This is a genomic window from Paraburkholderia nemoris, assembly GCF_905221015.1.
GTDB classification, from domain to species: domain Bacteria; phylum Pseudomonadota; class Gammaproteobacteria; order Burkholderiales; family Burkholderiaceae; genus Paraburkholderia; species Paraburkholderia nemoris.
Map to the genome: position 1 here is coordinate 1 of NZ_CAJNBO010000010.1, position 23,910 is coordinate 23,910.

20 protein-coding genes are annotated in these 23,910 nt (G+C 62.3%); 3 read left to right on the plus strand and 17 right to left on the minus strand.

All coding sequences use genetic code 11. The features are described 5' to 3' along the window. Positions 1-232 precede the first annotated feature (232 nt). The 11 genes from KHO33_RS16745 to KHO33_RS16795 form a co-directional block, all read right to left on the minus strand. On the minus strand, positions 233-1,441 hold the full coding sequence (locus KHO33_RS16745; RefSeq protein ID WP_200565275.1) for an ABC transporter substrate-binding protein: 1,209 nt from the start codon (positions 1,439-1,441) through the stop codon (positions 233-235). Positions 1,442-1,593: 152 nt separating this feature from the next. Then, entirely contained in the window at positions 1,594-5,205 is a 3,612-nt protein-coding gene (locus KHO33_RS16750; protein WP_200565276.1) for a molybdopterin cofactor-binding domain-containing protein, read from the minus strand. Further along, positions 5,202-5,708: a (2Fe-2S)-binding protein gene (locus KHO33_RS16755; protein WP_054043308.1), complete on the minus strand. Its 507-nt coding sequence runs from the start codon at positions 5,706-5,708 to the stop codon at positions 5,202-5,204. Before KHO33_RS16755 ends, KHO33_RS16750 begins: the two co-directional genes overlap by 4 nt. A 31-nt stretch (positions 5,709-5,739) precedes the next feature. Further along, the gene (locus KHO33_RS16760; protein WP_054043306.1) at positions 5,740-6,939 is read right to left on the minus strand and encodes an amidohydrolase family protein; all 1,200 of its coding nucleotides are present in this window, start codon (positions 6,937-6,939) and stop codon (positions 5,740-5,742) included. Between the two features lie 73 nt (positions 6,940-7,012). Next, positions 7,013-7,726 (minus strand): ABC transporter ATP-binding protein, encoded by a 714-nt coding sequence (locus KHO33_RS16765; RefSeq protein WP_054043304.1) that lies wholly within the window; start codon positions 7,724-7,726, stop codon positions 7,013-7,015. Next, positions 7,723-8,532 carry an ABC transporter ATP-binding protein gene (locus KHO33_RS16770; RefSeq protein ID WP_200565277.1) on the minus strand — a complete coding sequence of 270 codons (810 nt, stop codon included), beginning with the start codon at positions 8,530-8,532 and terminating at the stop codon, positions 7,723-7,725. Before KHO33_RS16770 ends, KHO33_RS16765 begins: the two co-directional genes overlap by 4 nt. Further along, the gene (locus KHO33_RS16775) at positions 8,529-10,469 is read right to left on the minus strand and encodes an ABC transporter permease (RefSeq protein ID WP_200565278.1); all 1,941 of its coding nucleotides are present in this window, start codon (positions 10,467-10,469) and stop codon (positions 8,529-8,531) included. The genes KHO33_RS16770 and KHO33_RS16775 overlap by 4 nt, the downstream gene beginning before the upstream one ends. 18 nt (positions 10,470-10,487) lie before the next feature. Continuing rightward, on the minus strand, positions 10,488-11,072 hold the full coding sequence (locus KHO33_RS16780) for an amino acid synthesis family protein (protein WP_200565279.1): 585 nt from the start codon (positions 11,070-11,072) through the stop codon (positions 10,488-10,490). Positions 11,073-11,204: 132 nt separating this feature from the next. Continuing rightward, complete coding sequence (locus tag KHO33_RS16785) at positions 11,205-11,795, minus strand: amino acid synthesis family protein (RefSeq protein WP_200565280.1); 591 nt, start codon at positions 11,793-11,795, stop codon at positions 11,205-11,207. After that, positions 11,771-12,712 carry a UPF0280 family protein gene (locus KHO33_RS16790; protein ID WP_200565281.1) on the minus strand — a complete coding sequence of 314 codons (942 nt, stop codon included), beginning with the start codon at positions 12,710-12,712 and terminating at the stop codon, positions 11,771-11,773. The genes KHO33_RS16785 and KHO33_RS16790 overlap by 25 nt, the downstream gene beginning before the upstream one ends. A gap of 49 nt (positions 12,713-12,761) precedes the next feature. Then, a complete protein-coding gene (locus KHO33_RS16795) occupies positions 12,762-14,369 on the minus strand; it encodes a 6-hydroxynicotinate reductase (RefSeq protein ID WP_200565282.1) in 1,608 nt (535 codons plus the stop codon). A 402-nt stretch (positions 14,370-14,771) separates the two neighbouring features. On the opposite strand from KHO33_RS16795, the gene KHO33_RS16800 reads away from it, so the two are divergent. Next, positions 14,772-15,473, plus strand: a complete 702-nt coding sequence (locus KHO33_RS16800; protein ID WP_054043293.1) for a TetR family transcriptional regulator — start codon at positions 14,772-14,774, stop codon at positions 15,471-15,473. A 119-nt stretch (positions 15,474-15,592) separates the two neighbouring features. Here KHO33_RS16800 and pcaC read toward each other — a convergent pair whose 3' ends face one another. From pcaC to KHO33_RS16825, 5 genes are all read right to left on the minus strand, one after another. Beyond that, positions 15,593-15,988 (minus strand): 4-carboxymuconolactone decarboxylase, encoded by a 396-nt coding sequence (gene pcaC / locus KHO33_RS16805; RefSeq protein WP_054043292.1) that lies wholly within the window; start codon positions 15,986-15,988, stop codon positions 15,593-15,595. Further along, the gene (gene pcaD / locus KHO33_RS16810) at positions 15,985-16,776 is read right to left on the minus strand and encodes a 3-oxoadipate enol-lactonase (protein WP_200565283.1); all 792 of its coding nucleotides are present in this window, start codon (positions 16,774-16,776) and stop codon (positions 15,985-15,987) included. The genes pcaC and pcaD overlap by 4 nt, the downstream gene beginning before the upstream one ends. A 5-nt stretch (positions 16,777-16,781) precedes the next feature. Further along, a complete protein-coding gene (locus KHO33_RS16815) occupies positions 16,782-18,161 on the minus strand; it encodes a 3-carboxy-cis,cis-muconate cycloisomerase (protein ID WP_200565284.1) in 1,380 nt (459 codons plus the stop codon). A 397-nt stretch (positions 18,162-18,558) separates the two neighbouring features. Then, entirely contained in the window at positions 18,559-19,218 is a 660-nt protein-coding gene (locus KHO33_RS16820) for a 3-oxoacid CoA-transferase subunit B (protein WP_093647594.1), read from the minus strand. A 10-nt stretch (positions 19,219-19,228) separates the two neighbouring features. After that, on the minus strand, positions 19,229-19,933 hold the full coding sequence (locus KHO33_RS16825; protein ID WP_054043283.1) for a 3-oxoacid CoA-transferase subunit A: 705 nt from the start codon (positions 19,931-19,933) through the stop codon (positions 19,229-19,231). A 1,192-nt stretch (positions 19,934-21,125) separates the two neighbouring features. Between KHO33_RS16825 and KHO33_RS16830 the strand changes: the two genes are divergently transcribed. Then, positions 21,126-22,055 carry a LysR family transcriptional regulator gene (locus KHO33_RS16830; RefSeq protein WP_054040619.1) on the plus strand — a complete coding sequence of 310 codons (930 nt, stop codon included), beginning with the start codon at positions 21,126-21,128 and terminating at the stop codon, positions 22,053-22,055. Positions 22,056-22,179: 124 nt separating this feature from the next. Continuing rightward, on the plus strand, positions 22,180-22,818 hold the full coding sequence (folE, locus tag KHO33_RS16835) for a GTP cyclohydrolase I FolE (RefSeq protein ID WP_054040621.1): 639 nt from the start codon (positions 22,180-22,182) through the stop codon (positions 22,816-22,818). 48 nt (positions 22,819-22,866) lie between these two features. Here folE and KHO33_RS16840 read toward each other — a convergent pair whose 3' ends face one another. After that, positions 22,867-23,772 carry a DMT family transporter gene (locus tag KHO33_RS16840; protein ID WP_054040622.1) on the minus strand — a complete coding sequence of 302 codons (906 nt, stop codon included), beginning with the start codon at positions 23,770-23,772 and terminating at the stop codon, positions 22,867-22,869. Positions 23,773-23,910: the final 138 nt, after the last annotated feature.

Sequence of the window (23,910 nt, forward strand, 5' to 3'; positions counted from 1 at the left end):
TGCCCATTCCCGGGTTTCCGCTGAATAGCGTTTCATCTTCCACTCGCTGTCCGCCCCCCATCTTTACATCAATCGGTTCGGGTGAGGCGACAACTAGCCTGACATGGAGGGCGGCAAAGAAAAGTAGGTGCCCCCCGCACAGGGGGAACGCTAATAGACCACTAACAAAACAAGGAAAGGCCAAAGCCCGAAGAACACGGCCAAATGCCGCCGCAAAAGGCAAAAAACCCCACTATTCAGCCGCCCGCAACTTCTTAACCTCAGCATCCGAAGGCTGCACACTCCCCCCATCGATGTAACGATAAGAAGTCATCACCCCCTTACCGTCCTTAAGACCGGTAACCCCAACAAACGCCCCCATGGTCGACTGATTATCCTGCCCCCGATAAGTAATCGGCCCGAAGGGCGTCTCCACCCCTAGCCCCTTGAACGCGGCAGCGAGCTTATCCGGATCGGTAGACCCAGCCTTCTTGATCCCCGCCGCGATCGACATCAACGCCGAATACCCGACGACTGACCCCAGTCGCGGATAATCGTGATACTTCGCCTGATACGCATCGACGAACTTCTTGTTCGCCGCCGTATCAATCGAATACCACGGGTACCCCGTCACGATCCAGCCCGTCGGCGCCTCCGCTCCCAACGGATCGAGATAGTCCGGCTCACCCGTCAACAACGACACCACGCTGCGATCCTTGAACAAGCCGCGCGTATTGCCCTCACGCACAAACTTGCCGAGATCGGCGCCAAACAGCACGTTGAAAATCGCATCCGGCTTCGCGTCGGCAATCGCCTGCGACACCGCTCCCGCATCGACATTGCCCAGCGGCGTCGCCTGCTCGGCGACAAACTCCACATCCGGCTGCGCCGCCGTCATCAGCTTCTTGAACGTCGCCACCGCCGATTGCCCGTACTCGTAGTTCGGATACACAAGCGCCCAACGCTTCTTCTTCAGCTTCACCGCCTCGGGCACCAGCATCGCCACCTGCATATACGTCGAAGGACGCAGACGGTACGTGTATTTGTTGCCGTCGGCCCAAACGATCTTGTCCGTCAACGGCTCGGCCGCGAGGAAGAAAATCTTCTTCTGCTTCGCGAAGTCGGTCAGCGCGAGACCGGTGTTCGACAGGAAGCCGCCGAACAGCAATTGCACCTGCTCGCGTGCAATCAACTCCTGCGCGACGCGGATGGTGTCGCCCGGATTGCCGTTGTCGTCGCGCGACACCACTTCAAGCTGTTTGCCGAGTACACCGCCCGCCGCGTTCACCTGCTCGAGCGCGAGATTCCAGCCGTTCTTGTAAGGCCCGAGAAAGGCCGGCTGCGCCTTGTAGCTGTTGATTTCGCCGACCTTGATGGTCTGCTGTGCACTCGCGCCAACGGCCGCGAGCGATAGAACCGTTGAAACCGTGAGGCGAGAGATCCATCCTGCGCGCGTGGTCATGCGTTTCTCCGTTATCAAAAGGATTGCGGGAATGCGGTCGTTTTTATCAAGCGTTGAAGCGTCTGGCGATTCGTTCGGCGAACCGTATTGCGAATTGTGCTGCCAGTGGTGCTACGAGCGATGCTGCGAGTAATGCAAAACGTTTGGCGATTTCACTCTGCCTGCGGCATCGCGCGAATTCTCGCAACGCTCGCTGTGACGTCCTGCCATGCCGGTTTGCCGCCGGCGAATTGCTGACGCAGGTAGGTCACCAGTTCGGCGACCTGGGCATCGTTGAAACTGTCGCGGTAAGCCGGCATCGTACCGAGTTCGGGCCGTGCAGGCGAGCCGATACCATCGAGAATCACGCGAATCAGATTATCAGGCGTCGTGCTATGCAGATTCGTGTTAAGCGCCAGCGACGGATGCGCACCGAACAATTGCGGCCCACTGCCAGTGTGATGACAGGCTGCGCACGCGCCGTCGAAGAGACGTGCACCAAGACCTGCTGCCGCGCCCGTAATCGTGCTGGCCTGCTCGTATTGACGCGCCATCGCCGCAGGATCCGCATTGGGCTCGAGAGGATTCAAAGACGCGAGATATGTGGCCATCGCGCGAATATCGCTGTCGGGCAACGCCGCCAGATCGTTGACGACCGGCGCCATCGGCCCGGCCGCGACGCCATGCAGCGGCGCATGACCGTAGCGCAGATAGCTGAACAGTTCGTCTTCGCTCCAGGGTACGGGCGCGTTGGACAGCGTCGATAGCGCGGGCGCCTCCCAGCCTTCCGCCATGCCGCCGCCCATGAACGCGGCGCCGGTTTTCTCGGCACCGAATGCATTACGCGGGGTATGGCATGCGCTGCAGTGGCCGAGGCTGTTCACGAGATACGCCCCGCGATTCCATTGCGCACTTTGCGTCGTGCTGGCGGCAAACGTATTGCGCCCGAGGAAGAGCCCGTTCCATGCAGCCATCAACGGGCGCACGCTGAATGGAAAGGCCAGCTTCGTTTCCGGCGGCCTGGAGCGCACCGGCGTTTGTGCCATGAGGTACGCGTAGAGCGCTTTCAGATCGTCGTCGGACGTGTTCCTGAACGACGTGTACGGGAACGCGGGATACAAATGATGGCCGTCGCGGCTGATGCCTTGCCGCATCGCCCGCACGAATGCGTCGAGCGACCATGTGCCGATCCCCGTCTGTCCATCAGGCGTGATGTTGGTGCTGTAGATGGTGCCGAATGGCGTATCGAGCGGCTTGCCGCCGGCATTCGGCACACCGTTGTGCGCGGTATGGCAAACCGCGCAATTGCCCAGCGCCGCCAGCAGTTTGCCGCGCGCCACCAGTTCCGGCGCAAACGCGCTCGCGAGCGGCGGCGTAATCGGCGCCATGACTTGTGGCGTCAAAGCCAATGCACCTAGCCAGCCGGCAGCCCCCGCGGCAATTGCGCCGAGAAAACCGAGCCGCCAGCGCTTCTTTTTACGCGCCGCCGCTTCGTCCGCTTGCGCATCGGCGAGCGCGGCGCGGATCGTCTCCGGCGTGAACGGCGGCCTGCGAAAACGCACACCTGTCGCGTCGTACAGCGCGTTGGCGATCGCCGCGGCGCCAGGCAGCGACGCTGACTCGCCCGTGCCCATCGGTGGCTCGCCGTGGCGCGGCATCATCACGACGTCGATCACCGGCACTTCGCGGAACGTCAGAATCGGATACGCGCCCCATTCCTGGCTCGTGACCGCGTTATCACCAAACGTCACGCGCTCTTTCAGCGCACGGCTGGTCGCCTGAATCACGTTGCCGTGTATCTGATGACGCACGCCGTCAGGATTCACCATGGTGCCGGTGTCCTGGCCGACCACCACGCGCGTCACGGCGAGCTCGCCGCTCTTGCGATTGACTTCGATGTCGGCGACCCACGCGGACCATGCCGCGCCAAAGCCCGGGAATTTGCTGTGCACGTAGCGGGCGTAGGCAAAGCCTCGGCCGCGCGCAATGTCGCCCTCTTCCTGATCATCTTTCAAGGCGACGTTACGAGGCTGCCAGCCAGCTTTCTCGGCCACGGCCTTCACGAGATCGATCGCACGCGGATCGGTCAGATGCTTCAAACGAAACTCGACCGGATCTACGCCCGCCTCAGCCGCGAGTTCGTCGATAAAGGATTCATGCGCGAAGGTGTTCGGCAAGGCCGACACGCCCCGCAGCCAGGACGCGCGCACGATCGGCGGCGTGTCGTCGCAAACAATGCGCATGGTCCGGTAGTCGTAAGGCGGCACGGACGTGCGGTCGCCCATTTCGAATACCTGTGGCTGTGCGGAGATTGTTCCAGTAAGCAGCAACGCCAACGTGGGGGCGTCGTTCGATGGATAGCGCGTCGCGAAGTCGTACGCCGCGAGCTCGCCTTCGGCATCTAAAGCGCCGCGCACGTCCATCAATTGCGCTGCGCCTTTGGGCTCCCATGCATGCTCGTCTTCGCGCGATAGTTGCACGCGTACCGGGCTGCCGGTTGCGCGCGATAGCAGCGCGGCGTCGGCGGCGACATCGTCCGCGCAATTGCGGCCGTAGCAACCTGCCGCGTCCATGCGCACGATTTCGATGTGCGCTTCGTCGAGCGCCATCAGCAAGGCGAGATCGGCACGCAACGAATGTGGGTTCTGCGTGCCCGACCAGACTTTCAGCTTCGCATCCCGGTAGTCGGCCACCGCACACGACGGTCCAATCGACGCATGCATCTGAAACGGCCATACGTAAGTGCGTTCCAGCGTTCGGGCAGGGTCTTGCGCGAGTGCTGCGTCGACATCACCTTCGATCACCAGATCGCGCCGTTTCGCCGGATTCGCTCTTAGCGCAGCTTCCACTTCCTCACTGGTTTCGAGCGCAGGCAAACCCTCTACCGCTTTCCACTGCACATGCAAGCGCTTCACCGCCTGCTGCGCGACCTCTTCGCGCTCAGCCACGATGCCGACAAAATCGCGGATCACCACGACCTTGACGATGCCCGGCAAATCGCTGACCGAAGCTTCATCGACATGCAACAGACTGTTGCCCATGAAGTCGCCCTGCGCGACACCGGCATAGGGTGGACGGACAACGCGCCCATGCAGCATGCCAGGCACACGCACGTCATGCACGAAACTCAATTCACCGGTTGCCTTCGCCGGAATATCGACGCGCGGCGTGCTCTTGCCGACGATCTTGTATACGTCCGGCGATTTCAAAGGCGCATCGGTGGCAAGGTCCAATTCGATGCGCCGCCCGGTGATCAATTCGCCGTAGCCAATGCTCTTTTCCGTGCCACCGTCGCGCGTGAAAATCACACCGTCTCGCACGTCGAGTTGCTCAGTGGTGACGTTCAAGCGCGCGGCTGCTTCCGCCAGCAGGAACTGACGCGCTTGGGCCGCTGCATGCCTGAGTGGCACCGCCGATATCTGGATCGTCGCGCTGGCAATCGTCGGCCCCTGATTCGGCGCCTCGCTCGTATGACCGAGTACAACCGACACACGCGTCAACGGCACGTCCAGTTCTTCCGCGACGATCTGCGCGAGCGCGGTGCCGATGCCGGTGCCGAGATCGACGTGACCGTTGAACGCCACGACGCTCCCGTCGTCGCGCACCACGAGAAACATGTCCGCCTCGGTCGGCACGAACGACGAGCGCGACCCCGGCTGACCGATCGCAGGCTTCACTGGCGCCTGCGGCGGCCGCGTGATGATGAGCACACTCTGCGCGTCATAGAGCTGTCGTCGTGACAGCGGCGCGGAACGTCGATCGACGCTGAAATCCGGCCCTGTCATGCGCGCACTCCTTCACGCACGGAGGTTTGCTCAGCGAGCAGTTCGGCCGCGCGCTGCACCGCGCGCACGATCTCGACATGCGTGCCGCACCGGCAGAGGTTGCGCGACAACTCCCGCCGGATCGTCTCGACGCTCGGATGCGGATCGCGATCGAGCAACGCTTTGGCGGTCATGATCATGCCGTTCAGGCAATAGCCGCACTGCGCGGCCTGTTCTTCGATAAACGCCTGCTGCACCGGATGCAGTGCGACACGCGTGCCCAGTCCTTCGAGCGTGGTGATCTCACGCCCCAAGGCAACCTTCGCGGTCGTCACGCACGAACGCGTCGGCATGCCGTCGAGCAGGACCGTACACGCACCACACTCACCAAGTCCGCAGCCGAATTTTGGACCGTTCAGCTCGAGGTCGTTACGCAGCAGATAAAGCAACGGCGTGTCCACAGCGGCGTTGACGAGATGCGTCACGCCGTTCACGTGCAGCGCAAGAGGCGCCGGGCGGTTCATGACAATGCCGGCCACGCCGTGCGGCGCGCGTTCAAAGCACCACCGGCACTTCGGTCGCCGGTGGCGTATTGCGGCTGCGCCGGCAGCGGATCAAGCCATCGATCATCACCATGCCGACACCCGGAATATCGCCGAGCTGCACGCTCTCAAGCAGCGTATCGGCGGCCGTGTGCTGCGCGCGGTCCATGAAGACGAGGTCGGCGGGACGGCCTACTTCGATCAACCCTTGCCGCAGATTGCGTTGCCGGGCGGTATTGCCGGTCGCGAAACAGAAGGCGATTTCCGCGGGGACGTCGGCGAGACTCGAGATCAGCGCGATCATCCGCAGAATGCCGAGCGGCTGCACGCCGGAACCCGCCGGACTATCGGTGCCGAGAATGATCCGATGCGGACACTTCAACTCGATCGCATGACGTGCGGTAAGCAGCGCGATTCGTTCGTTGCCGTTGTGAACGATCTCCAGCGCGCGGGTCGATTGCTCGCACAGATCGCATACGTGCCGATAGGAAAGCGACGTATGGCCGCCATTGATGTGACCGATCACGTCCGCGTCAGCGGCGAGCACCACGTCGCGATCGATCAGGCCCGAGCCCGGAATCGACGGACCGCCCGTGTGAATCGTGCTTTGAATGCCGTACTTGCGGGCCCAGGCGACCATCTGCGCCGCTTCCTCGCCACCTTTCACGCTGCCGAGTCCCACTTCGCCGAGCAGCTTCACGCCCGCTTCCGAGAGCTCCTTGAAGTCCTCCTCGACCATGCCCTTCTCGATCACCGGCGCACCCGCCATGACTTTCACACCACCGCCGACACCTGCGCCACGCATCCCTTCGAATGAACGTTGAGCGGTAATGGCAAGCGCCTTGACGCCGACAACGTCTTTCGGACGGCCGGGCAAATGCACTTCACCGGCGGAAATCATCGTCGTCACGCCGCCGTTCAGATTCGATTCGATCCAGCCCATCTGATTCTGGCGCGGCGTCCAATCGCCGAACACCGGATGCACGTGCGAATCGATCAGGCCTGGAGCGACTGTGGTGCCTTTACAGTCGACGGTGGTCCGCGCGCCTTCGAGGTCGCAATCTTTCTCGCGGCCAATCGCGACGATCACGCCGTCGTCGATCACCAGCGTGTCCGCGTCGAGAATCGGCTGGTCGATGTCGCCGGATAACAGCAAACCAATGTTCGTTACCGCGACCTTGCCCGACAAGCCTGTCAACGTCTCTGCTGCCATCTGCTTCTCCTTTCGCACCGACTGCCCGGCGTCGCATGCGTGCACACCCTGCACGCATGCGGCGCCAATGGAATCACACGCTCAGATAAGCGCGCCTGACCGTTTCGTTCTTTGCGAGTTCGCCGATCGTGCCGCTGAAGCGGATCTGCCCTTTTTCGAGGACGTACGCGCGGTCGCTGACCAGCTCGGCGAAATGCAGATTCTGCTCCGACAATAGAATCGACAGCCCTTCGCGCTTGAGTTCGAGAATCATGTTGGCCATCTGCTCGACGATCACGGGCGCGACGCCCTCGGACGGTTCGTCGAGCAGCACCAGATACGGATTGCCCATCAGCGTGCGCGAGACGGTAAGCATCTGTTGCTCGCCGCCGCTCATCTGGCCGCCGGGGCGTTTCGGCATCTCGCCAAGATTGGGGAACAGGCGGAACAGCTTTTCCGGCGTCCACTCCGGCGCGCCTTCGCGTGGCGGCTGACGGCCTGTATCGAGGTTCTCCATCACGGTCAGATCGGAGAACACACGGCGATCTTCAGGGACGAAACCCATGCCCATGCGTGCGATCCGATACGGCGGCAACGCCGCGATGTTTTGTCCGCGAAAACGGACCTCTCCCTGACGTCGCGGAAGCAAGCCCATCACCGCTTTCATCGTCGTCGATTTGCCGGCGCCGTTGCGCCCCATCAGCGCGACCACTTCGCCGCGGCCGACTTCGAGGCCGACGTCGAACAGAATGTGCGCGCGGCCATAGAACGCGTTGAGGCCGGCGACTTTCAGCATCGGCTCGCTCATTGCAGCGCTCCTTGTCCTTGATGGCCGCCTGCCGCTTCATGCAGCGGCGCGCGTGGCTGGAAGGTCTTGCCGGTGCCGAAATAGACTTCCTGCACGCGTGCGTCGTTGCGGATCGATTCGGCGTCGCCCTCGGCGATCAACTTGCCGCGCGCGAGCACGATCATGCGATCGGCGTACGCGAATACGACGTCCATGCTGTGCTCGGTAAACAGCACGCCGATTTGGTGCTCGGTGACGAGTCGCTTGGTGAGCGCCATCAGTTCGTTGCGCTCCTTTGGCGCCATGCCGGCAGTGGGTTCATCCATTAGTAGGAGCTTCGGACGGTTTGCCAATGCGATAGCAAGTTCAACGCGTTTGACGTCGCCGTATGCGAGCACGCCGCAGGCGCGGTTCGCATCGGCGCCCATGCCGACCTGTTCGAGCAGCGTCATGGCTTCATCGGCATAGCGCGAGCCTGCGGGTTTCCAGAGGCCGAAAGTCTTTCGTTCACGCGAGACCAGCGCCATCTGCACATTCTCGAGCACGGTCATCGAATTGAAGGTCGCGGCAATCTGGAACGTACGGCCGACGCCCAGCCGCCAGATATCGCGTGGCCGCATGCCGACCAGTTCATGATCGTCGAGACGAATCGATCCGGACGATGGTTGTAGTTGCCCATTGACCATGTTGAAGCAGGTCGACTTGCCCGCTCCGTTCGGACCCAGCAGCGCCAATAGTTGGCCGGCTTCGAGATCGAAGGAAACATCGTCGACCGCTTTCAGACCGCCGAACGATTTGGAGAGGCCGGAGACGCGCAGCAAGCTCATAGCCCCTCCTTGATCGCCGTACCCTGCGATGGCGAGGTTGCGCGTTCCTCAGCTTTATCCACCGTATCGTCACCAAAACGCTCGCGAACGAAACCGACGATGCCCTGCGGAAACGCAATCACTAGCAGCAGGATTGTGAAGCCCAGCAATGCCTGCCAATAATCGGTTTGCCGCGCGACGGTGTCCTGTAGCCACGTGAACACGGCCGCGCCGACGATCGGGCCAGTCAACGTCTGCAAGCCGCCGAGCAACACCATCACGAGGCCATCTACTGAACGGCTGACGCTGATCACCTCCGGCGAAATCGTCCCCTTGGAGAAGGCATAAAGCGATCCGGCGAGGCCGCAAAATAACGACGCGACGACGAAGGCCGCCCACTGCACACGTTTCACGTCGATGCCGATCGCCTCGGCGCGCAGCACAGAATCGCGCGACGCCCGCATCGCGTAGCCAAGCGGCGAGAACAGCATCTTGCGCAACAGCCACACACCGATCACAGCACAGACGAGCGTCAGATAGTAAAAGGCGACCGGCGACGCCAACCAGTTTGACGGCCACAAGCCGAGAATGCCGTTACTGCCGCCCGTCACGTCGTCCCACTGGAACACGACCGACCAGACGATCTGCGCGAATGCGAGCGTCAGCATCGCGAGGTAGACGCCTGAGAGGCGTACGCAGAACCAGCCGAACACGAGCGCGCCTGCCACGGCAAGCAAGGGGCCGAGCAGCAACGCCGCTTCCATCGGTAGATTCAAAACTTTGAGAAACAGCGCGGCGCCGTATGCGCCCAAACCGAAGTACGCCGCGTGGCCGAAAGAATGCATGCCGCCGGGGCCCATGATGAAATGAAGACTCGTCGCGAACAATACGGCGATCAGGATCTCAACCAGCAGCACAGGCATGTAGGGAAACGCATTAGCAGCAAGCGGCGCGAGCACCAGCGCCAACAACGCGATTGCCGCCAGCCACTTCAGGCGCTTGCCTGCAGGCCGCAATGGCGCTTCAGGCGCGGCCATGCCACGCACTGCAGCGCTCGCCTTCCCTAGCAAACCCCAAGGCCGCACCACCAGCACCACTGCCATCACGACAAATTCCGCAACCAGCGTAAAGCGGCTCAACGACAGATCGATACCGAACACCGAAACATGGCCGATGCCGATACAAAGCGCCTTGATCTCGGCAATCAGCAAGGCCGCGACGAATGCGCCCGGAATCGAGCCCATGCCGCCGACCACCACGACGACAAACGCATTGCCGATAGTCTCCAGATCCAACGACAGATTCGCCGACATCCGCGGCCCTTGCAGCGCACCACCCAGCCCAGCGAGAAACGCGCCGACAAAAAACACACCGGTGAACAGCCACGCCTGATTGATGCCGAGTGCGCCGAGCATCTCGCGATCCTGCGTCGCGGCGCGCACCAGCGTGCCCCAACGGGTACGCGTCAACGCATACCAGAGCAGCAGCAACACCACCGGCCCGATCACAATCAGCGCGATATCGTAGGTCGGCAGCGGATGGCCGAGAAAATTAACTGCGCCAGCCAGATGCGGCGCACGCGGTCCGAACAGGTCTTCCGGGCCCCACAGCCACAGCGCGGCGTCGCGGAAGATCAGCACCAGCGCGAATGTCGCCAGTAGATGGAACAACTCGGGGGCCTGGTAGATGCGCCGTAACACGATCATTTCGACCAGCGCGCCAAGCACCGCAACTACCAGCGCCGCAGCCAGAACCGACAGCCAGAACCCGCCCGCCGTATGGCCGAAGCGGCTCGCGATGCTATACGCGACATAGATGCCGAACATATAGAACGAGCCGTGCGCGAAGTTGACGATACGCGTCACGCCGAAGATCAGCGACAAACCGGCGGCGACGAGAAATAGCGTCGACGCGTCGGCGAGTCCGTTGACCAGCTGTACCAGCAAATTCGAAAGCATCGCGACCCTTAAAGTAACTCAGCGCAAACCGTCTTCGCCTTTGATCTCACTCGCCTGCAAGCCGCCGATACGCGGTAGCGGCCGGCCCGAAGCCGTCACCGCAACCGCCACGACAATTTCGTTGGCGCGCGGCGCGTCCGACACGCGCGCTTCGATTGCATCGAAATGACTGCGCACGAAGGCCGCATCCTTGTGACCCAGCGGCACGTCGATCGCGGTGCCAAGCGTACCCATTTTTTTCGCCGACGGCACCAGCGCCGCGCCCTTCTCGACTGCTACCCGCAGTGGAGCACCGAGCTTGGGGTGCAGAATCGCCGCCGCATGCTCGAGTTCACCTGCTTCGCCGACAATCGCCGCTTTGCCGTAGCTTTGCGCGTCACCCGGTTTGATACCCAAGGCTTCGACGCACTTGTTGCCGAGCAACGCTCCCAATTCCTCACCGGCTTCGATCAGTGCGTCGAGCTTGGCCTCATAGCGACCCGCGTAAGGATTATCGATCACCGCAATCGCGACTGCACGGCGTGTCGGCGGCTCGATGGCCTGCCCCATTTCAATGCGTGTTTCATCGACCAGCACGACCAGCTTGCGAAGCTTGATTGCCATTTCGATCTCCGGGTTTCGATGCGTGTTCTGCTTGGTGTTTTACTTACTCGTCGCAGCGCATTGCTTCAGCTCGGCGCTTCGACTCATTGTTTCATTGCCATGCTTCAGTGCATTGCGTGGATCACGCGCCGCTCAGCGCAAGCCGTCCTTGCCCACAATCGCCTCTTTCGCCAGGCCGCCGACGCGCGCATGCACGCGCTGCCCCGTGCTCATCACGAGGATATACACCAGTTCATCCGCGGCGGGTGCACCGGGCACACGCACTTCGATCGCATCGAAATGGCTGCGCACATAGCTCGCGTTGACATGCGTCAGCGGCACGTCGAGCGCGGTGGAAGGCGCGCCGACTTTCTTCGTCGACGGCACGATCGCGTTGGTCGGCACGCCGTTCTTCTCCAGCAGTTCGCGCATCGCATAGCCGCCGGGGACGTGCCACAGCGCGCCATGCTCGAGTTCACCGCGCGAGCCGATGATCGCGCCCTTGCCGTAGCTTTCGATCGCCGCGTGCGGCACGGCCATCGCCGCCAGCAGCCGTTGCGCCATGTCGAGGCCGATCGGCTTGAGCGCTTCCATGGCGTGTTCGATTCTGGCTTCGTAGCGTCCGGCGAACGGATTCGTCATCACCGCGGCGATTGCGCCGCGCCTGAGCGGCTGCGCAGGCGCTGGACCGAACTCGTGGAAAATGTCTTCGACGTGCGTCAGCACGCGGCGTATTTCGAACACGGAGCCTCCGTTGTTATCCGGGCGCGCTGCGTAAATAACGCGCCATTCTCATAGGTACCACCGGTCACGCGCGCCCGCCCTTGCAGGAACAGCGCGGCGCCTTCGATCAAACCTTGTTCGTGCAAGCGCTGCGCGGCGTCGACACCGCGTGCCAGCGCAAAATCGATTAATGGTTGCGGCAAGGACGGCACGTCGACGGTCACGAGCAGGTCACCGAGATCGCTATCGTCCTTCAACGAGGAAGCCGGCCTGCGCACGATGCCCGCATGCTCCAGATCGACGGCATTGGCGATCATCGTGGCGGCGGCATCGGCGGTGGCGGCGTTGCGGGCGAGCACGGTCACGCTGTCGGCGATCCCCAAGCTGAAGCTGCGGCCGCGCCAGCCGCTTGTCGCGACGCCGCGAATCGGCATGGCGGCGTCGAGCGTCAGGTTGGCGTCCAAAGCCAGATCGCCTGTGGCCTTCTCACCGGAGAACGCCGCCAGATCGGCGAACACGCCCACGCGGTACTGCTGCCCTTCAGTCAAATAGAGTGCGATATCGCCGCCGTTGTTGATGAACGCGCGCGCAATGCCTTCGCGTGCAAACGCCGTGATCAATTCGTCCGCGACGCTGCCTGCAACAGCCGCCATCGGCGTGATATAGCGCACGCGGTGCGGATAACACGCGCTCCACATGCGCCGGGCCACGGCGCCCTTCAACGTGCAATCGCTATGCGCCGCGTCGCCCGGCACGGGCTGACGAAGCAGCTTCAACTCACCGACCAACTCGGGCAATACGTCCACAAAACGCGCCCAGCACGCCTCGTACGCAGCCTGCACTGCCGAAGGCTCGCCGTCCGCGCTGAGGATCAGATCGATCGGGCCGTGCTGCCAATGCCAGCGGGCCGCGTCGAGCCGGGTTCGGGTTGGGTTCATCGTGTGCGTCGCGTTCGTCGTGTCGATTGTGCCGGTGGTGGCGCCGCCGTTAGCCTGGCATTGGCGGCATGGCCGGCGGCCACGGGTTGTCGGGATGGCGCGTGATAGTCCTGCGCGCGAGCGGCGCCCCTTCCGTATGTTCCGGTCCATTCGCCAGCACGCTTTCCAATGAACGCACCGCGTCGAGATGGCCGCCGAGATCGCGATACGCGTCATACGTCATGGTGAATTCGATCGGCGCGACGATCGCGGGCGTGGGCACCGTGCCGAACGATCGATCGGGCGTGCGCGAGACATCCACCATTACGGTGATGCCGCCACCCGGCCACACATAGGTTGGCGCGCCACCACATGTTACGTTCACCAGCCTCTGTTTGATCGCGCGTGTGAGCAGGACCGGGTTCTCCGTTGCCCCCGCTCGCAAGCTGCCGCCCGCGCCGCCGAGAAACAGCACCGTTGCAAGCGACGGCTCGCAGTTCTCGCCGATTCGTTCGACCGTGCTGCGCACGGCGTCAGGCATAGCAGCGATGCGCGGCACGAGATTCTGATCGAGTTCATACCACTGCGCGTGTTCGCCGGTGGTCGACACCATAAGTAAGCGCATGCCCGGTTTCGCCACCGCGGGATCGAAGCTTTCGACAATCGCCAGCGGATCCTGAATGTCGGTGCCACCCCAACCGGTGCCAGGATTCGCCACCTGGAAATAACGGCCAGGCGTCGATTTGCGTCCGCGAATCTTCAGACCTGAGGGCGTCATGCCGAGACAGCGGCCCGCCTGGTGTTCGGTAAGTACGCCAGTGATGTGATCGTCGACCACCACCACTTCGTCTGCGTGACCGAACCATTGTTTCGCAAAGATACCGATGGTGGCCGATCCACAACCCACCCGCATGCGCTGTTCTTCGACGCCATCGACAATCGGCGCCGCACCCGCACGAATCACCAGACTCGCACCGCCGTCGATGGTCAACTCCACCGCTTCCTTGTTGCCGAGCGCAAGCATCATGTCGCACGTCACACGGCCTTCTTTCTTGCTGCCGCCAGTCAGATGGTGAACACCACCGAGGCTCAGCATCTGCGAGCCGTATTCCGCTGTGGTCACATGGCCGACGATCTCGCCATGGCAACGCACGTTCGATTGCTCCGGCCCGAGAAAGCGGTCGGTATCGATCTTCACCTTGAAACTGCAATAGCTGAAAATGCCCTCGGTAACGACGGTGACCATGTCGACGTCGTCGAGCTTCGAGGAAACGATGAAAGGCGCGGGCTTGTAGTCGGGATACGTGGACGATGCGCCAACGCCGGTAACAAACAGCGCCTGTTCCGCGACAGGATCGTGCGCCTCGGACGATGCACCAAATTCGACCGTGGTATCCGCATTGCTAGTGATCGCTTCAGGCGAAACTGCGGCGCGCGAAAGAAACACCACAGGGTCGACGCGAATTAACCGCCCGTCGGCATTCGCATAACGATCGCATGCGCCGGTGCGGCCTTCGGAAATCTGGCACAACACCGGGCATGCATTGCATTCGATCTTGTTCGACGCCATCCGCTCGCTGCGCGGCGCCGCTTTCTCGAGCACGGTCGGACCCGGCGTCGAGGCAGTTTCGCCGTCGACGCTCTCCGCACCGAAATCGACCTTCGTATGTTCTGTCATGGTGGGGTTCCATACGACGACATTACAATCGGTCCTGCCCGGCTGACAAATAGTCCCTGTTTAAAGGCACTTTTGCATGACCCGCTTTTTTCATGTTGCGGTCACTCACCGTTCGTGTAGCATCCACTACACCAAACTTGCTTGAAATCTACTCGATCAAAATAGACTGCGCAACGAGTTTCCCGGTGGTTTGCCCGCAGTTTCCCGGTACCCGTCTGAATGCTGCGGCGCGGCATCCCCGCAGGAATTACGAATCAATCTACGCCGAAGCACACGACCTTGCAGGGCATTTCGTCGCGCGTGATATGGGCTGTATGATGAAGGCGCGCCATACCTGAGCGCACCAAGCGGCTGCGGCGCATGCCGTTCAACCTGACGCTAACAAAGAGATCCGAGACCGCCATGAGTCCCACTGCTGCCCGCAAGCCGGGCGCTATCGGCATCCGAGCGAAGCAGGCGCAAGACACGCGCGCCAAGATTCTCAAAGCGGCAATCAAGGTCTTTGCAAAGCAAGGCTATGCAAGCGGCCGGGTCGAAAGTATTTCGAAGGCCGCGCGTTCGCACGACCGGATGATCTATTACTACTTCGGCAGCAAGGAACAATTGTTTGTCGAAGTGCTGGAGACGATCTACACGCAGTTCAACGAGGCCGAAAGCAAGCTCGATCTCGATCTGGACGATCCCGTGCACGGACTCGAGCAGATGGTCGAATTCGTCTGGCAGTATTACCTCGATCACCCCGAGTTCGTCACCCTGCTGTCGAGCGAGAATCTGCATCAGGGCAAGCACGCGAAGAAATCGTCAAAGCTGAAAGAGATTTCGGGCTATGCGATTTCTGTCGTGCAGAAGTTGCTGGACGCGGGCAAGGCGAAAAATGTCTTTCGTGACGACGTCAAAGCGCGTGACGTGTACCTGATCATCGCGTCGCTCGGTTATTTCTATAACGCCAATCAGTACACGCTAGGAGCATTTCTCGGTGAGCCGCTGATGGACAAGGCCGCACTCGCGCATTGGCGCGAGGTCATCAAGGACACGGTGTTGCGCGCCGTGCGCTTGCAGTCGCCGGTGGACACGGTAGTGATGGATTTAAGCAGCACGGCCTGAAGCGCGTTTCGTCTGACGTGCGCTTCAGGCTCCGCGTCTCGTTTTGAGCTGCTTCGTTCCGGCGTAGGCAGGATTCGCGGGACGGCGTGGTTACACGCCGCACCCGTAGCCGAACGCCGTTACGGCTTTGCCGCTGCGGCGTCGTCTTCGCGGAACAGTTTATCGGCCAGGTGGAAGGCCGAATTGGCCGCCGGCACGCCGCAATAGATTGCGGTTTGCAGCAGCACTTCCTTGATCTGCTCGCGCGTCACGCCGTTGTTCTTCGCGGCGCGCAAATGCAATGCGAGTTCTTCGCTGCGATTGAGCGCAACCATCATCGCGATGGTCAGCAGGCTGCGCGTGTGGCGCGGCAAGCCTTCACGCGTCCAGATTTCGCCCCACGCATAGCGGGTAATAAAGTTCTGGAACTCCTCCGTCAACTCGGTGCGGTTCGCAAGCGACCGGTCGACGTGCGCGCTGCCCAGCACCGCGCGGCGCACTCCGAGTCCGGCTTCGTAACGGTCTTCGTCGTTCATTTCTGCTCCGTCAGGAAGTCGAGCACAGTTTTCGTGAAGGCCTCGACCTGCTCGATGTTGGAAATATGCGAGGCATCCAGTTCGACGTAACGCGCGCCCGGAATCGCTTGCGCCAGTTCGCGGCCTTGTGCCGGCGTTGCGGCCAGATCGTGCGTACCGCTGATCACGAGCGCGGGCACCTTGATGCCGGGTGCTTCGGGGCGCAGATCGGCTGCGTCGATCGCGTCGCAATTCGATGCATAGCCTTCCTTGTCGGTATGCACGAACACGTCGCGGATCATTGCCAGAACCACCGGCTCACGTTCGATGTAGTCTGCGGTGAACCAGCGTGGCAATACCGCGTCGGCCAGCGCGAGCATGCCTTCAGTGCGAGCTTTCGCAGCGCGCGGCACCCACACTTCCGGCGAGCCGATGCGTGCCGCCGTATTGCACAGCACGACGCGTTCGAGCCGATTCGCGTGACGCGCGGCCAACGCGACGCCGGTGAGGCCGCCCATCGACAGACCGCAGAAATTCGCGCGCGCGATCTTCAGCGTATCCATCAGGCCGAGCACGTCGCCGGTCAGTTGTTCGGTCGTGTACGGACCCTTCGGCGCTTCCGAGTGACCATGACCGCGCGTGTCGTAGCGCAGCACGCGGAAGTGTTTGGACAGCGCCGCGACTTGCGGCGTCCACATCGACAGATCGCTGCCGAGCGAATTCGACAACACGATCCACGGTGCATTGCCGTGACGGTCACCGTCGATTCGATAGTGCAGCTCGGTACCGTTGACTGCGGCGTAGGGCATGCCGGTTACTCCTTGGAAGTAGCGCGCCTCGCGCGCGCGTGATGAAGGGCCAGCGCGGCGTCCACATAAGCGTGGGCCTGGCCGACGTATTGAGCGGGATCGAGCAGTTGCGTGAGGCGCTCGAGCGAAAGATGTTCGGTCACGGCGGGGTCTGCCGAGAGCACGTCGAAGAGCGTCTTGCGCTCGGCGATTGCGGCTTTCGATGCGCGCTCAACCAGATGATGCGCATCGAGCCGGCCGATACTGTCGCCAAGCGCTAGCATCACGGCTTCGCCGAGAATCAATCCGTGCGTGACGTTGAGATTGGCGGCAAGGCGCGGGACATTCACGTTGAGACCCGCGGCGATCTGCTCGATGTTGGCGAGCGCGCCGCCTGCAAGGCGCGCGAGGTCCGGCAACGCGTCCCACTCGGCTTGCCAGCCGCCGAGCGCGCGCTCGTGCTCCTGCACCATGCCGGCGAACACCGTGGCCACCAGACCCGGCGCGCGCGTCGCCGCCGTCAGCACTGCGGCGCAGCCGACCGGGTTGCGCTTGTGCGGCATCGTCGACGAACCGCCCTTGCCTGCCGCGGCGGGCTCGGCCAGTTCATCGATTTCGGTTTGCATCTGCAGCGAGATATCGCGCGCGATTTTGCCGAGCGTGCCGATCAGCATGCCGAACAGCGCCGCTGTTTCAGCGATGCGATCACGCTGCGTGTGCCACGGCAAGGTGGGCACAGCGAGCTTGAGTTCTTGCGCCAATGATTGCGTCACTTGCGGCGCCGCGTCACGCAGACTCGCCAACGTGCCCGCCGCGCCGCCGAATTGCAGCACCAGCACGCGCGCGCGCAATGCATCGAGCCGCTCGCGATGACGCAGCAACGCGTCGAGCCATTGCGCGAACTTCAAGCCGAGCGTGATGGGCAGCGCCTGCTGCAACCAGGTGCGGCCGATCATCGGCGTCGCGCGATGGGTGGCCGCGAGTTTCGCTACGGCATCGCATGTGGATTGCAAGCCGCTGTCGAGCAGATCAAAGGTGTCGCGCAGTTGCAGCACCGTTGCCGTATCGATGATGTCCTGGCTTGTGGCGCCCCAATGGACGTACTTCGACGCTTCGGGGTCCGCCGCTTTGACACGCGCTGTGAGTTGTTTGACGAGCGGAATCGCGAGGTTGCCGCCGAGCGCTGCGTCGCGCGCGAGTGCATCGGCGTCGAGTTGATCGGCCTGGCAAGCGCCCTCGATCGCGGCCACGGCGCTGCGCGGAATCACGTTATGGGCAGCCGAAGCGCGCGCGAGCGCTGCTTCGACATCGAGCATTCGTTGCAGCGTGGCACGCGGCGACCAGATGTCGTTCATCGGCTGTGTGCCGCAAAGAAGGCCGGTCAGACGGGCGCTGGAGTCGAGCATGATGGCGTCGATGAGGGTGTCGGAAGTGAAGGTTTCGCCGCGGCGATCTGGGCGTGCTGCGAGGCGCGCGCCTGGTGCTTTCTATCGAGAGCGTACCGCACACGGCGATGCGGTGCATTCTGCTTCGTGTGCTGACGCGACGAATCGCTGTAACAACGTGACCTCGTGAGATCTGTTCACGCGCATGAAGCTTGCCTCATGCGCGCTCCGGACGTTGGCGGCTGTACGGTTTGCGCGGCCCGCGTATTGGATGCTGCACGGCGTGCGCATCGACGACAGCACGTTGCGGACGCGCACGTTGGTGACAGCACGATGCGCGGCATGCGCATTGTCATCGCCCAGCCAGCGGTCTGACTTCGCCACAGGCCTTTCGTGCGGACGACTGCCGCGCCCGTGCTTAGGCCGCGCGAGCCGCCTGAGTGCCGTCGATCAGCGGCACGCCGGTCAGTTTGTGCAGCGCATCGAAGTCGATGTCCGAGAAGATTTCGCGCACGACGAGGCCCTTGTCGGTGACGTCGATCATCGCCAGGTCCGTATAGATGCGGTCGACGCAGTTCACGCCCGTGACCGGGTACGTGCATTCCGCTGCGATCTTGCTTTCGCCCTGTTTGGTCAAATGCTCCATCATGACGTAGACCTGCTTCGCGCCGATTGCGAGGTCCATGGCGCCGCCGACCGCCGGAATCGCGTCGGGCGCACCGGTGTGCCAGTTCGCCAGGTCGCCCTTCGCCGACACCTGGAACGCGCCGAGCACGCAGAAATCCAGATGGCCGCCGCGCATCATCGCGAACGAATCCGAGTGATGGAAGTAGGCACCGCCCGTAAGCAGCGTGACGTGCTGCTTGCCGGCGTTGATCAGTTCGTCGTCTTCCTCACCCTTCGCGGGCGCCGGGCCCATGCCGAGCAGGCCGTTTTCGCTGTGCAGGAAGATTTCCTTGTCGGCGCCAAGGTGGTTGGCCACCAAAGTCGGCACGCCGATGCCGAGGTTCACGTAAGCGCCTTCAGGGATATCCTGGGCAACGCGCTTGGCCATTTCATCGCGGGTCAGTTTTTTCATGTCGGTCTCCTCAGGCGGCGTTCGCGGATGCAAGTTCGGCTTGATGCGCAGCTTGCGGCACTTCGATCACGCGTTGCACGAAGATGCCTGGCGTGATGATGTTTTCCGGATCGAGCTCGCCGAGCGGCACCACTTTCGACACTTGCACGATGGCCGTTTTCGCCGCGCTCGCCATGATCGGACCGAAGTTGCGCGCAGTCTTGCGATAGACCAGATTGCCCCAGCGGTCGCCCTTGAACGCTTTGATCAGCGCGAAGTCCGCATGCAGCGGCGACTCCAGCACGTAATGCTTGCCGTCGATCAGACGAGTTTCCTTGCCTTCAGCGAGTTTGGTGCCATAACCAGTGGGCGTGAAGAACCCGCCGATGCCCGCGCCTGCTGCGCGAATACGTTCCGCGAGGTTGCCTTGCGGCACCAGTTCGAGCTCGATTTCGCCGGCGCGATAGAGCGCGTCGAACACATACGAATCGCTTTGGCGCGGGAACGAGCAGATGATCTTGCGCACGCGTTTGGCGTTGAGCAGCGCCGCGAGGCCGATGTCGCCGTTACCGGCGTTGTTGTTGACGATGGTGAGTTCGCGCGCGCCCTGTTCGATGAGCGCGTCGATCAGCTCGGACGGCATGCCGGCCGTGCCGAAGCCGCCGATCATGACGGTCGCGCCGTCGTGGACATCGGCGACCGCCGACTGAAGTGACTCGAAAATCTTGTTGATCATGTCGAATTTCCTTTTGGGGCGCTGCGTATCGCTGGGCTTTTTGCCTTTGCAGGCAGGGGCTTGTGCGGGACGGTCTCCGGGCCGGGGCTTGCTCTTGCGTTTGTTCGCCGCCGATTTGTTCGATGTATGAACATGGATTCGGTTAGCGAACGTTCAGGGCGATTATGGTTGCGGTTTGGGTTGGTTGTCAAGGCAGGGGATTCCCCTTAATCATAGGTTTTGGCCTGCCCGGCGGGGTTGCTTTTGCTTTTTTGGGCGTTGGCTGTTTGTTGGTGTGTTTGCCTTCGCGGCGCTTGTTGGCCGTGTTCTTAGGGCGTTGGCCTTTCCTTGTTCTGGCTTTCGTGCCTTTCCTTGAATTGTTAGTGGTCTATTAGCGTTGCCCCTGTGCGGGGCGGCACTTACTTTCTTTGCCGCCGCAAAGAAAGTAAGCAAAGAAAGCGGCTAGAAGCCCCTGCTAAGCGGGTCCCGCAGCTCGCTCAGGGTAGTGGTGCATCTGGAATCTGTGTTCGTGCCCATGCATAAGCTTGTGACAAGGGCGTCATACTTCCGGCGGCGCTGCGCGCGCCGAAGAGCCGTTCATAAAACCGATCGCTGCGTTTTAGCTGTTCGCGTTTCGCCAACGAACCGTGGCCTCGTCATTGCGCGTCACCGCAATTGTGATTGGAACGGCAACGGCACCTGCAACCGCACCCGCGCCGTGACCGTGATTGCGGGACACCGGCAAATAATTTGAAGGGAGGGGTTCCCGGGTGAGTGCAGTGGCACGTCGCCGAGGCGAAGCCGACGGCCCCCACAAACCTCAACCGAAGCCCGTGGTTTCCCCTGCAGACCCGTCCGCGACGCACGCAGTGCGGAGTGGGAGCTGATGATTCCTTTGTCACTAACGTGGAATGTGCGAGAGCACGGATTCCAGTCGCACCACTACCCGTAGCAGTCCACGGTGCCCACTTAGCAGGGGCTTCTAGCCGCTTTCTTTGCTTACTTTCTTTGCGGCGGCAAAGAAAGTAAGTGCCGCCCCGCACAGGGGCAACGCTAATAGACCACTAACAACGCAAGGAAAGGCACAAAAGCCAGAACACAGACAAAACCGCCGAGCAGGCAGAAAACCCACTATCCCAAATCAAGATGATTACACTACCCTCTATCTACACAGCGAATATCCAAACCTCAGCGCCGCAGGCAAAAAACCAGCATGTCCGACACAACCCTGGACCTAAACCTAATCCCCTACCTGGTAGCAATGGAAGACACCCGCAACGTCAGCCGCGCAGCGGAGCAACTCGGCGTCAGCCAACCCCGCGTCAGCACCGCGTTAGGCCGCCTGCGGGAATACTTCGACGATCCGCTCTTCGTGCGGACATCCAAAGGCATGGAACCCACACCCCGCGCGCTCGCCATCCTCCCCGCCGCCCGCGATGCGCTCCTGCGCATCGAGAAAGGCATGCTCGACGTGCAGGACTTCGATCCGGCCACCAGCACCCATACCTTCTCCCTCGCACTCTCCGACGTCGGCGAAATCGTCTTCCTGCCGCGGCTGCTGCAACTCTTCGCCGAACGCGCGCCGCATGCGAATCTGCGCTCGGTGTCGCTCTCGCCCTCGCACGTGGAACGTGGACTCGAATCGGGCGACGTCGATCTTGCCGTAGGCTATTTCCCCGATCTGTCAGGCAATAACTTCTTCCAGCAAAGGCTCTTCACCCATCGGTTCATCTGCCTGATGCGCACGGGACACCCCCTTGCGAAGGCGCCCCTCACACTGGCGCAGTACGTGGCGTCGGGTCACGCGGTCGTACGTGCCGAAGGACGCAGCCAGGAAGTCCTCGAACATTACCTGGAAAAGAAGCGCATCAAGCGCCGCGCCGTCCTCGAAACGCCGCACTTCATGAGCCTGCCGTTCATCCTCGCGCGCACCGATCTGCTCGCCACAGTGCCGCACGCCATCGGCTTCGCGTACGTGTCGGAGCATGCGTCGATCACCCTGGTCGAGCCGCCGCTTCCGTTGCCGCGCTTCGATCTGCGGCAGCACTGGCATCGCAAGTTTCATAACGATCCGCGGGCAAGCTGGCTGCGCGGTATCGTCGCCGAACTCTTCAACGACGACATGGACGAGTGGCCAAAGTAAGCACACGCCCCGACCGCGAGAGGGGGCATCGACACGATGCGACCTAAAACATGGAACAATGGCCGCACTCATTGAACCCGCGCGCTCCGTTCAGCGTCGACGCGCAATCCCAGAGGAGCGACGGATGGCCAGCAGCAAAGCGAAGAAAACCAAACCCGCGGCCGCAGTAGACCGCCCCAGCCGCGAAGAAGCTGAAGCAGCGGTACGCGTGTTGCTGCGTTGGGCCGGCGACAATCCCGAGCGCGAAGGCCTGATCGATACGCCGTCTCGCGTGGTGCGCTCTTATGAGGAGTTCTACGCGGGTTATCAGATCGATCCGCGTGAGATCCTCGCCCGCACGTTTTCCGAAGTGGACGGCTACGACGAAATGATCGTGCTGAAAGACATCCGCTTCGAAAGCTATTGCGAACACCACATGGTGCCGATCATCGGGCGGGCGCACGTCGCCTATCTGCCCGAACATCGGGTGGTCGGCATTTCGAAGCTGGCGCGCCTCGTCGATGCATTCGCCAAGCGCCTGCAGATTCAGGAAAAGATGACGGTGCAAATCGCCGATACGTTGAACGAAGTGCTGCAACCGGCAGGCGTCGGCGTGATTCTCGAAGCCGCGCATCAGTGCATGTCCACCCGGGGCGTGCACAAGGCCGGTGTCACGATGGTCACTTCGCGCATGCTGGGCACGTTCCGTACCGATCCGTCGACCCGTCGCGAGTTTTTGTCTATCGTGGGCAATCCAGGCGTGGTGGCGGTCGCCAATACCTGATAGCGGTTCGGTCGCACCGCGAATCACGCTGCGGCATCGTCCGCCGCCTCACGCCGTGCTGTGCGCGGTACGCATCTGGCCGAAGGTGGCCAGCAACACCGCGCCAAGCACGCATGCAACTCCCGCAAGTTGCGCCGCACTCACAGGCTCCCGCAACACGACAGCAGCCAACGCCACCGCGCTCACCGGCACGAGCGCGGTCATGAGCCCAGCTTCCGCGCCGCTGATGCGCGCCGCCCCCGCATACCAGAGCACAAAGCCAGCCACGGTCGGCACGAGCGCGTAGTACAGCACGCCGTTCAGGGCGCTCGCATTGAACGGCATACTCCAGGGCCGTTCGAAGCATGCCGGCCCGAGCGCCACCGCGAAACCGATGCCGCACATCAACGTCGATAGCGGCAGCGCCGCGACCGGCGTGTGCAACCTGCGATTGAGCAGGATAAAAAGCGCCTCGCACACGATCGCCGCAAACACCAGCGCGTTACCTGTCAGCGAACTGGCGGCGTGCGGCGTGGTGAAATCGTCGATACGCACGGTGCACACCAGCACACCCAGGGTGGCGAGGCCAATCGCACCGATCAACGCAGGCGCGGGGCGCTCACCCAGCGCGAGCATGGCGACCACGGCCGACACAGCCGGCAGGGTGCCGGCAATCACACCGGCGTCGGCGGCGGAGGCGAGCTTCATGCCACTGATGAGCAACACCGTATACCCGACGCTGCCCGCCCCCGCCTGGGCGATCACGAGCAACGTATCGTGTCGATCGAGACGCGGCCAGCGTACACCACGCCAGCGCATCACCAGCACAAACAGGGGAAACGCGATGGCAAAGCGCAGTGCGGTCGCGCTGAACGGCGGCAGTCCGCTTGCGATCGATTTGCTGACGACCACCGTGCTGCCGACGCCGATCATCGCCAGCGCGCAAAACAGGTATCCGACGTACCGTGAGCTCATGCTACTGTCCTGTTCCGTTGAACGAGCAGCCACATTAGCGGCGGCGGACACGCGCGGTCTTGAACGAAATTGCAGAGTAGCCGTCCGCCAAAGAAACAAGGAGCGCGGTCAGGTCGAACAGGCGTCCGTCCGCACGAA

Excerpts from the sequence above, each read along its gene's own strand:
- KHO33_RS16815 (WP_200565284.1), bottom strand. The coding sequence starts at position 18,161 with ATGCTCGACTCCAGCGCCCGTCTGACCGGCCTTCTTTGCGGCACACAG.
- KHO33_RS16765 (WP_054043304.1), bottom strand. The coding sequence starts at position 7,726 with ATGAGCGAGCCGATGCTGAAAGTCGCCGGCCTCAACGCGTTCTATGGC.
- KHO33_RS16830 (WP_054040619.1), top strand. The coding sequence starts at position 21,126 with ATGTCCGACACAACCCTGGACCTAAACCTAATCCCCTACCTGGTAGCA.
- folE (WP_054040621.1), top strand. The coding sequence starts at position 22,180 with ATGGCCAGCAGCAAAGCGAAGAAAACCAAACCCGCGGCCGCAGTAGAC.
- pcaC (WP_054043292.1), bottom strand. The coding sequence starts at position 15,988 with ATGAACGACGAAGACCGTTACGAAGCCGGACTCGGAGTGCGCCGCGCG.
- KHO33_RS16800 (WP_054043293.1), top strand. The coding sequence starts at position 14,772 with ATGAGTCCCACTGCTGCCCGCAAGCCGGGCGCTATCGGCATCCGAGCG.
- KHO33_RS16840 (WP_054040622.1), bottom strand. The coding sequence starts at position 23,772 with ATGAGCTCACGGTACGTCGGATACCTGTTTTGCGCGCTGGCGATGATC.
- KHO33_RS16820 (WP_093647594.1), bottom strand. The coding sequence starts at position 19,218 with ATGAAAAAACTGACCCGCGATGAAATGGCCAAGCGCGTTGCCCAGGAT.
- KHO33_RS16795 (WP_200565282.1), bottom strand. The coding sequence starts at position 14,369 with ATGACAGAACATACGAAGGTCGATTTCGGTGCGGAGAGCGTCGACGGC.
- KHO33_RS16760 (WP_054043306.1), bottom strand. The coding sequence starts at position 6,939 with ATGGCAGCAGAGACGTTGACAGGCTTGTCGGGCAAGGTCGCGGTAACG.
- KHO33_RS16825 (WP_054043283.1), bottom strand. The coding sequence starts at position 19,933 with ATGATCAACAAGATTTTCGAGTCACTTCAGTCGGCGGTCGCCGATGTC.
- KHO33_RS16780 (WP_200565279.1), bottom strand. The coding sequence starts at position 11,072 with ATGGCAATCAAGCTTCGCAAGCTGGTCGTGCTGGTCGATGAAACACGC.
- KHO33_RS16750 (WP_200565276.1), bottom strand. The coding sequence starts at position 5,205 with ATGACAGGGCCGGATTTCAGCGTCGATCGACGTTCCGCGCCGCTGTCA.
- KHO33_RS16755 (WP_054043308.1), bottom strand. The coding sequence starts at position 5,708 with ATGAACCGCCCGGCGCCTCTTGCGCTGCACGTGAACGGCGTGACGCAT.
- KHO33_RS16770 (WP_200565277.1), bottom strand. The coding sequence starts at position 8,532 with ATGAGCTTGCTGCGCGTCTCCGGCCTCTCCAAATCGTTCGGCGGTCTG.
- pcaD (WP_200565283.1), bottom strand. The coding sequence starts at position 16,776 with ATGCCCTACGCCGCAGTCAACGGTACCGAGCTGCACTATCGAATCGAC.
- KHO33_RS16745 (WP_200565275.1), bottom strand. The coding sequence starts at position 1,441 with ATGACCACGCGCGCAGGATGGATCTCTCGCCTCACGGTTTCAACGGTT.
- KHO33_RS16775 (WP_200565278.1), bottom strand. The coding sequence starts at position 10,469 with ATGCTTTCGAATTTGCTGGTACAGCTGGTCAACGGACTCGCCGACGCG.
- KHO33_RS16790 (WP_200565281.1), bottom strand. The coding sequence starts at position 12,712 with ATGAACCCAACCCGAACCCGGCTCGACGCGGCCCGCTGGCATTGGCAG.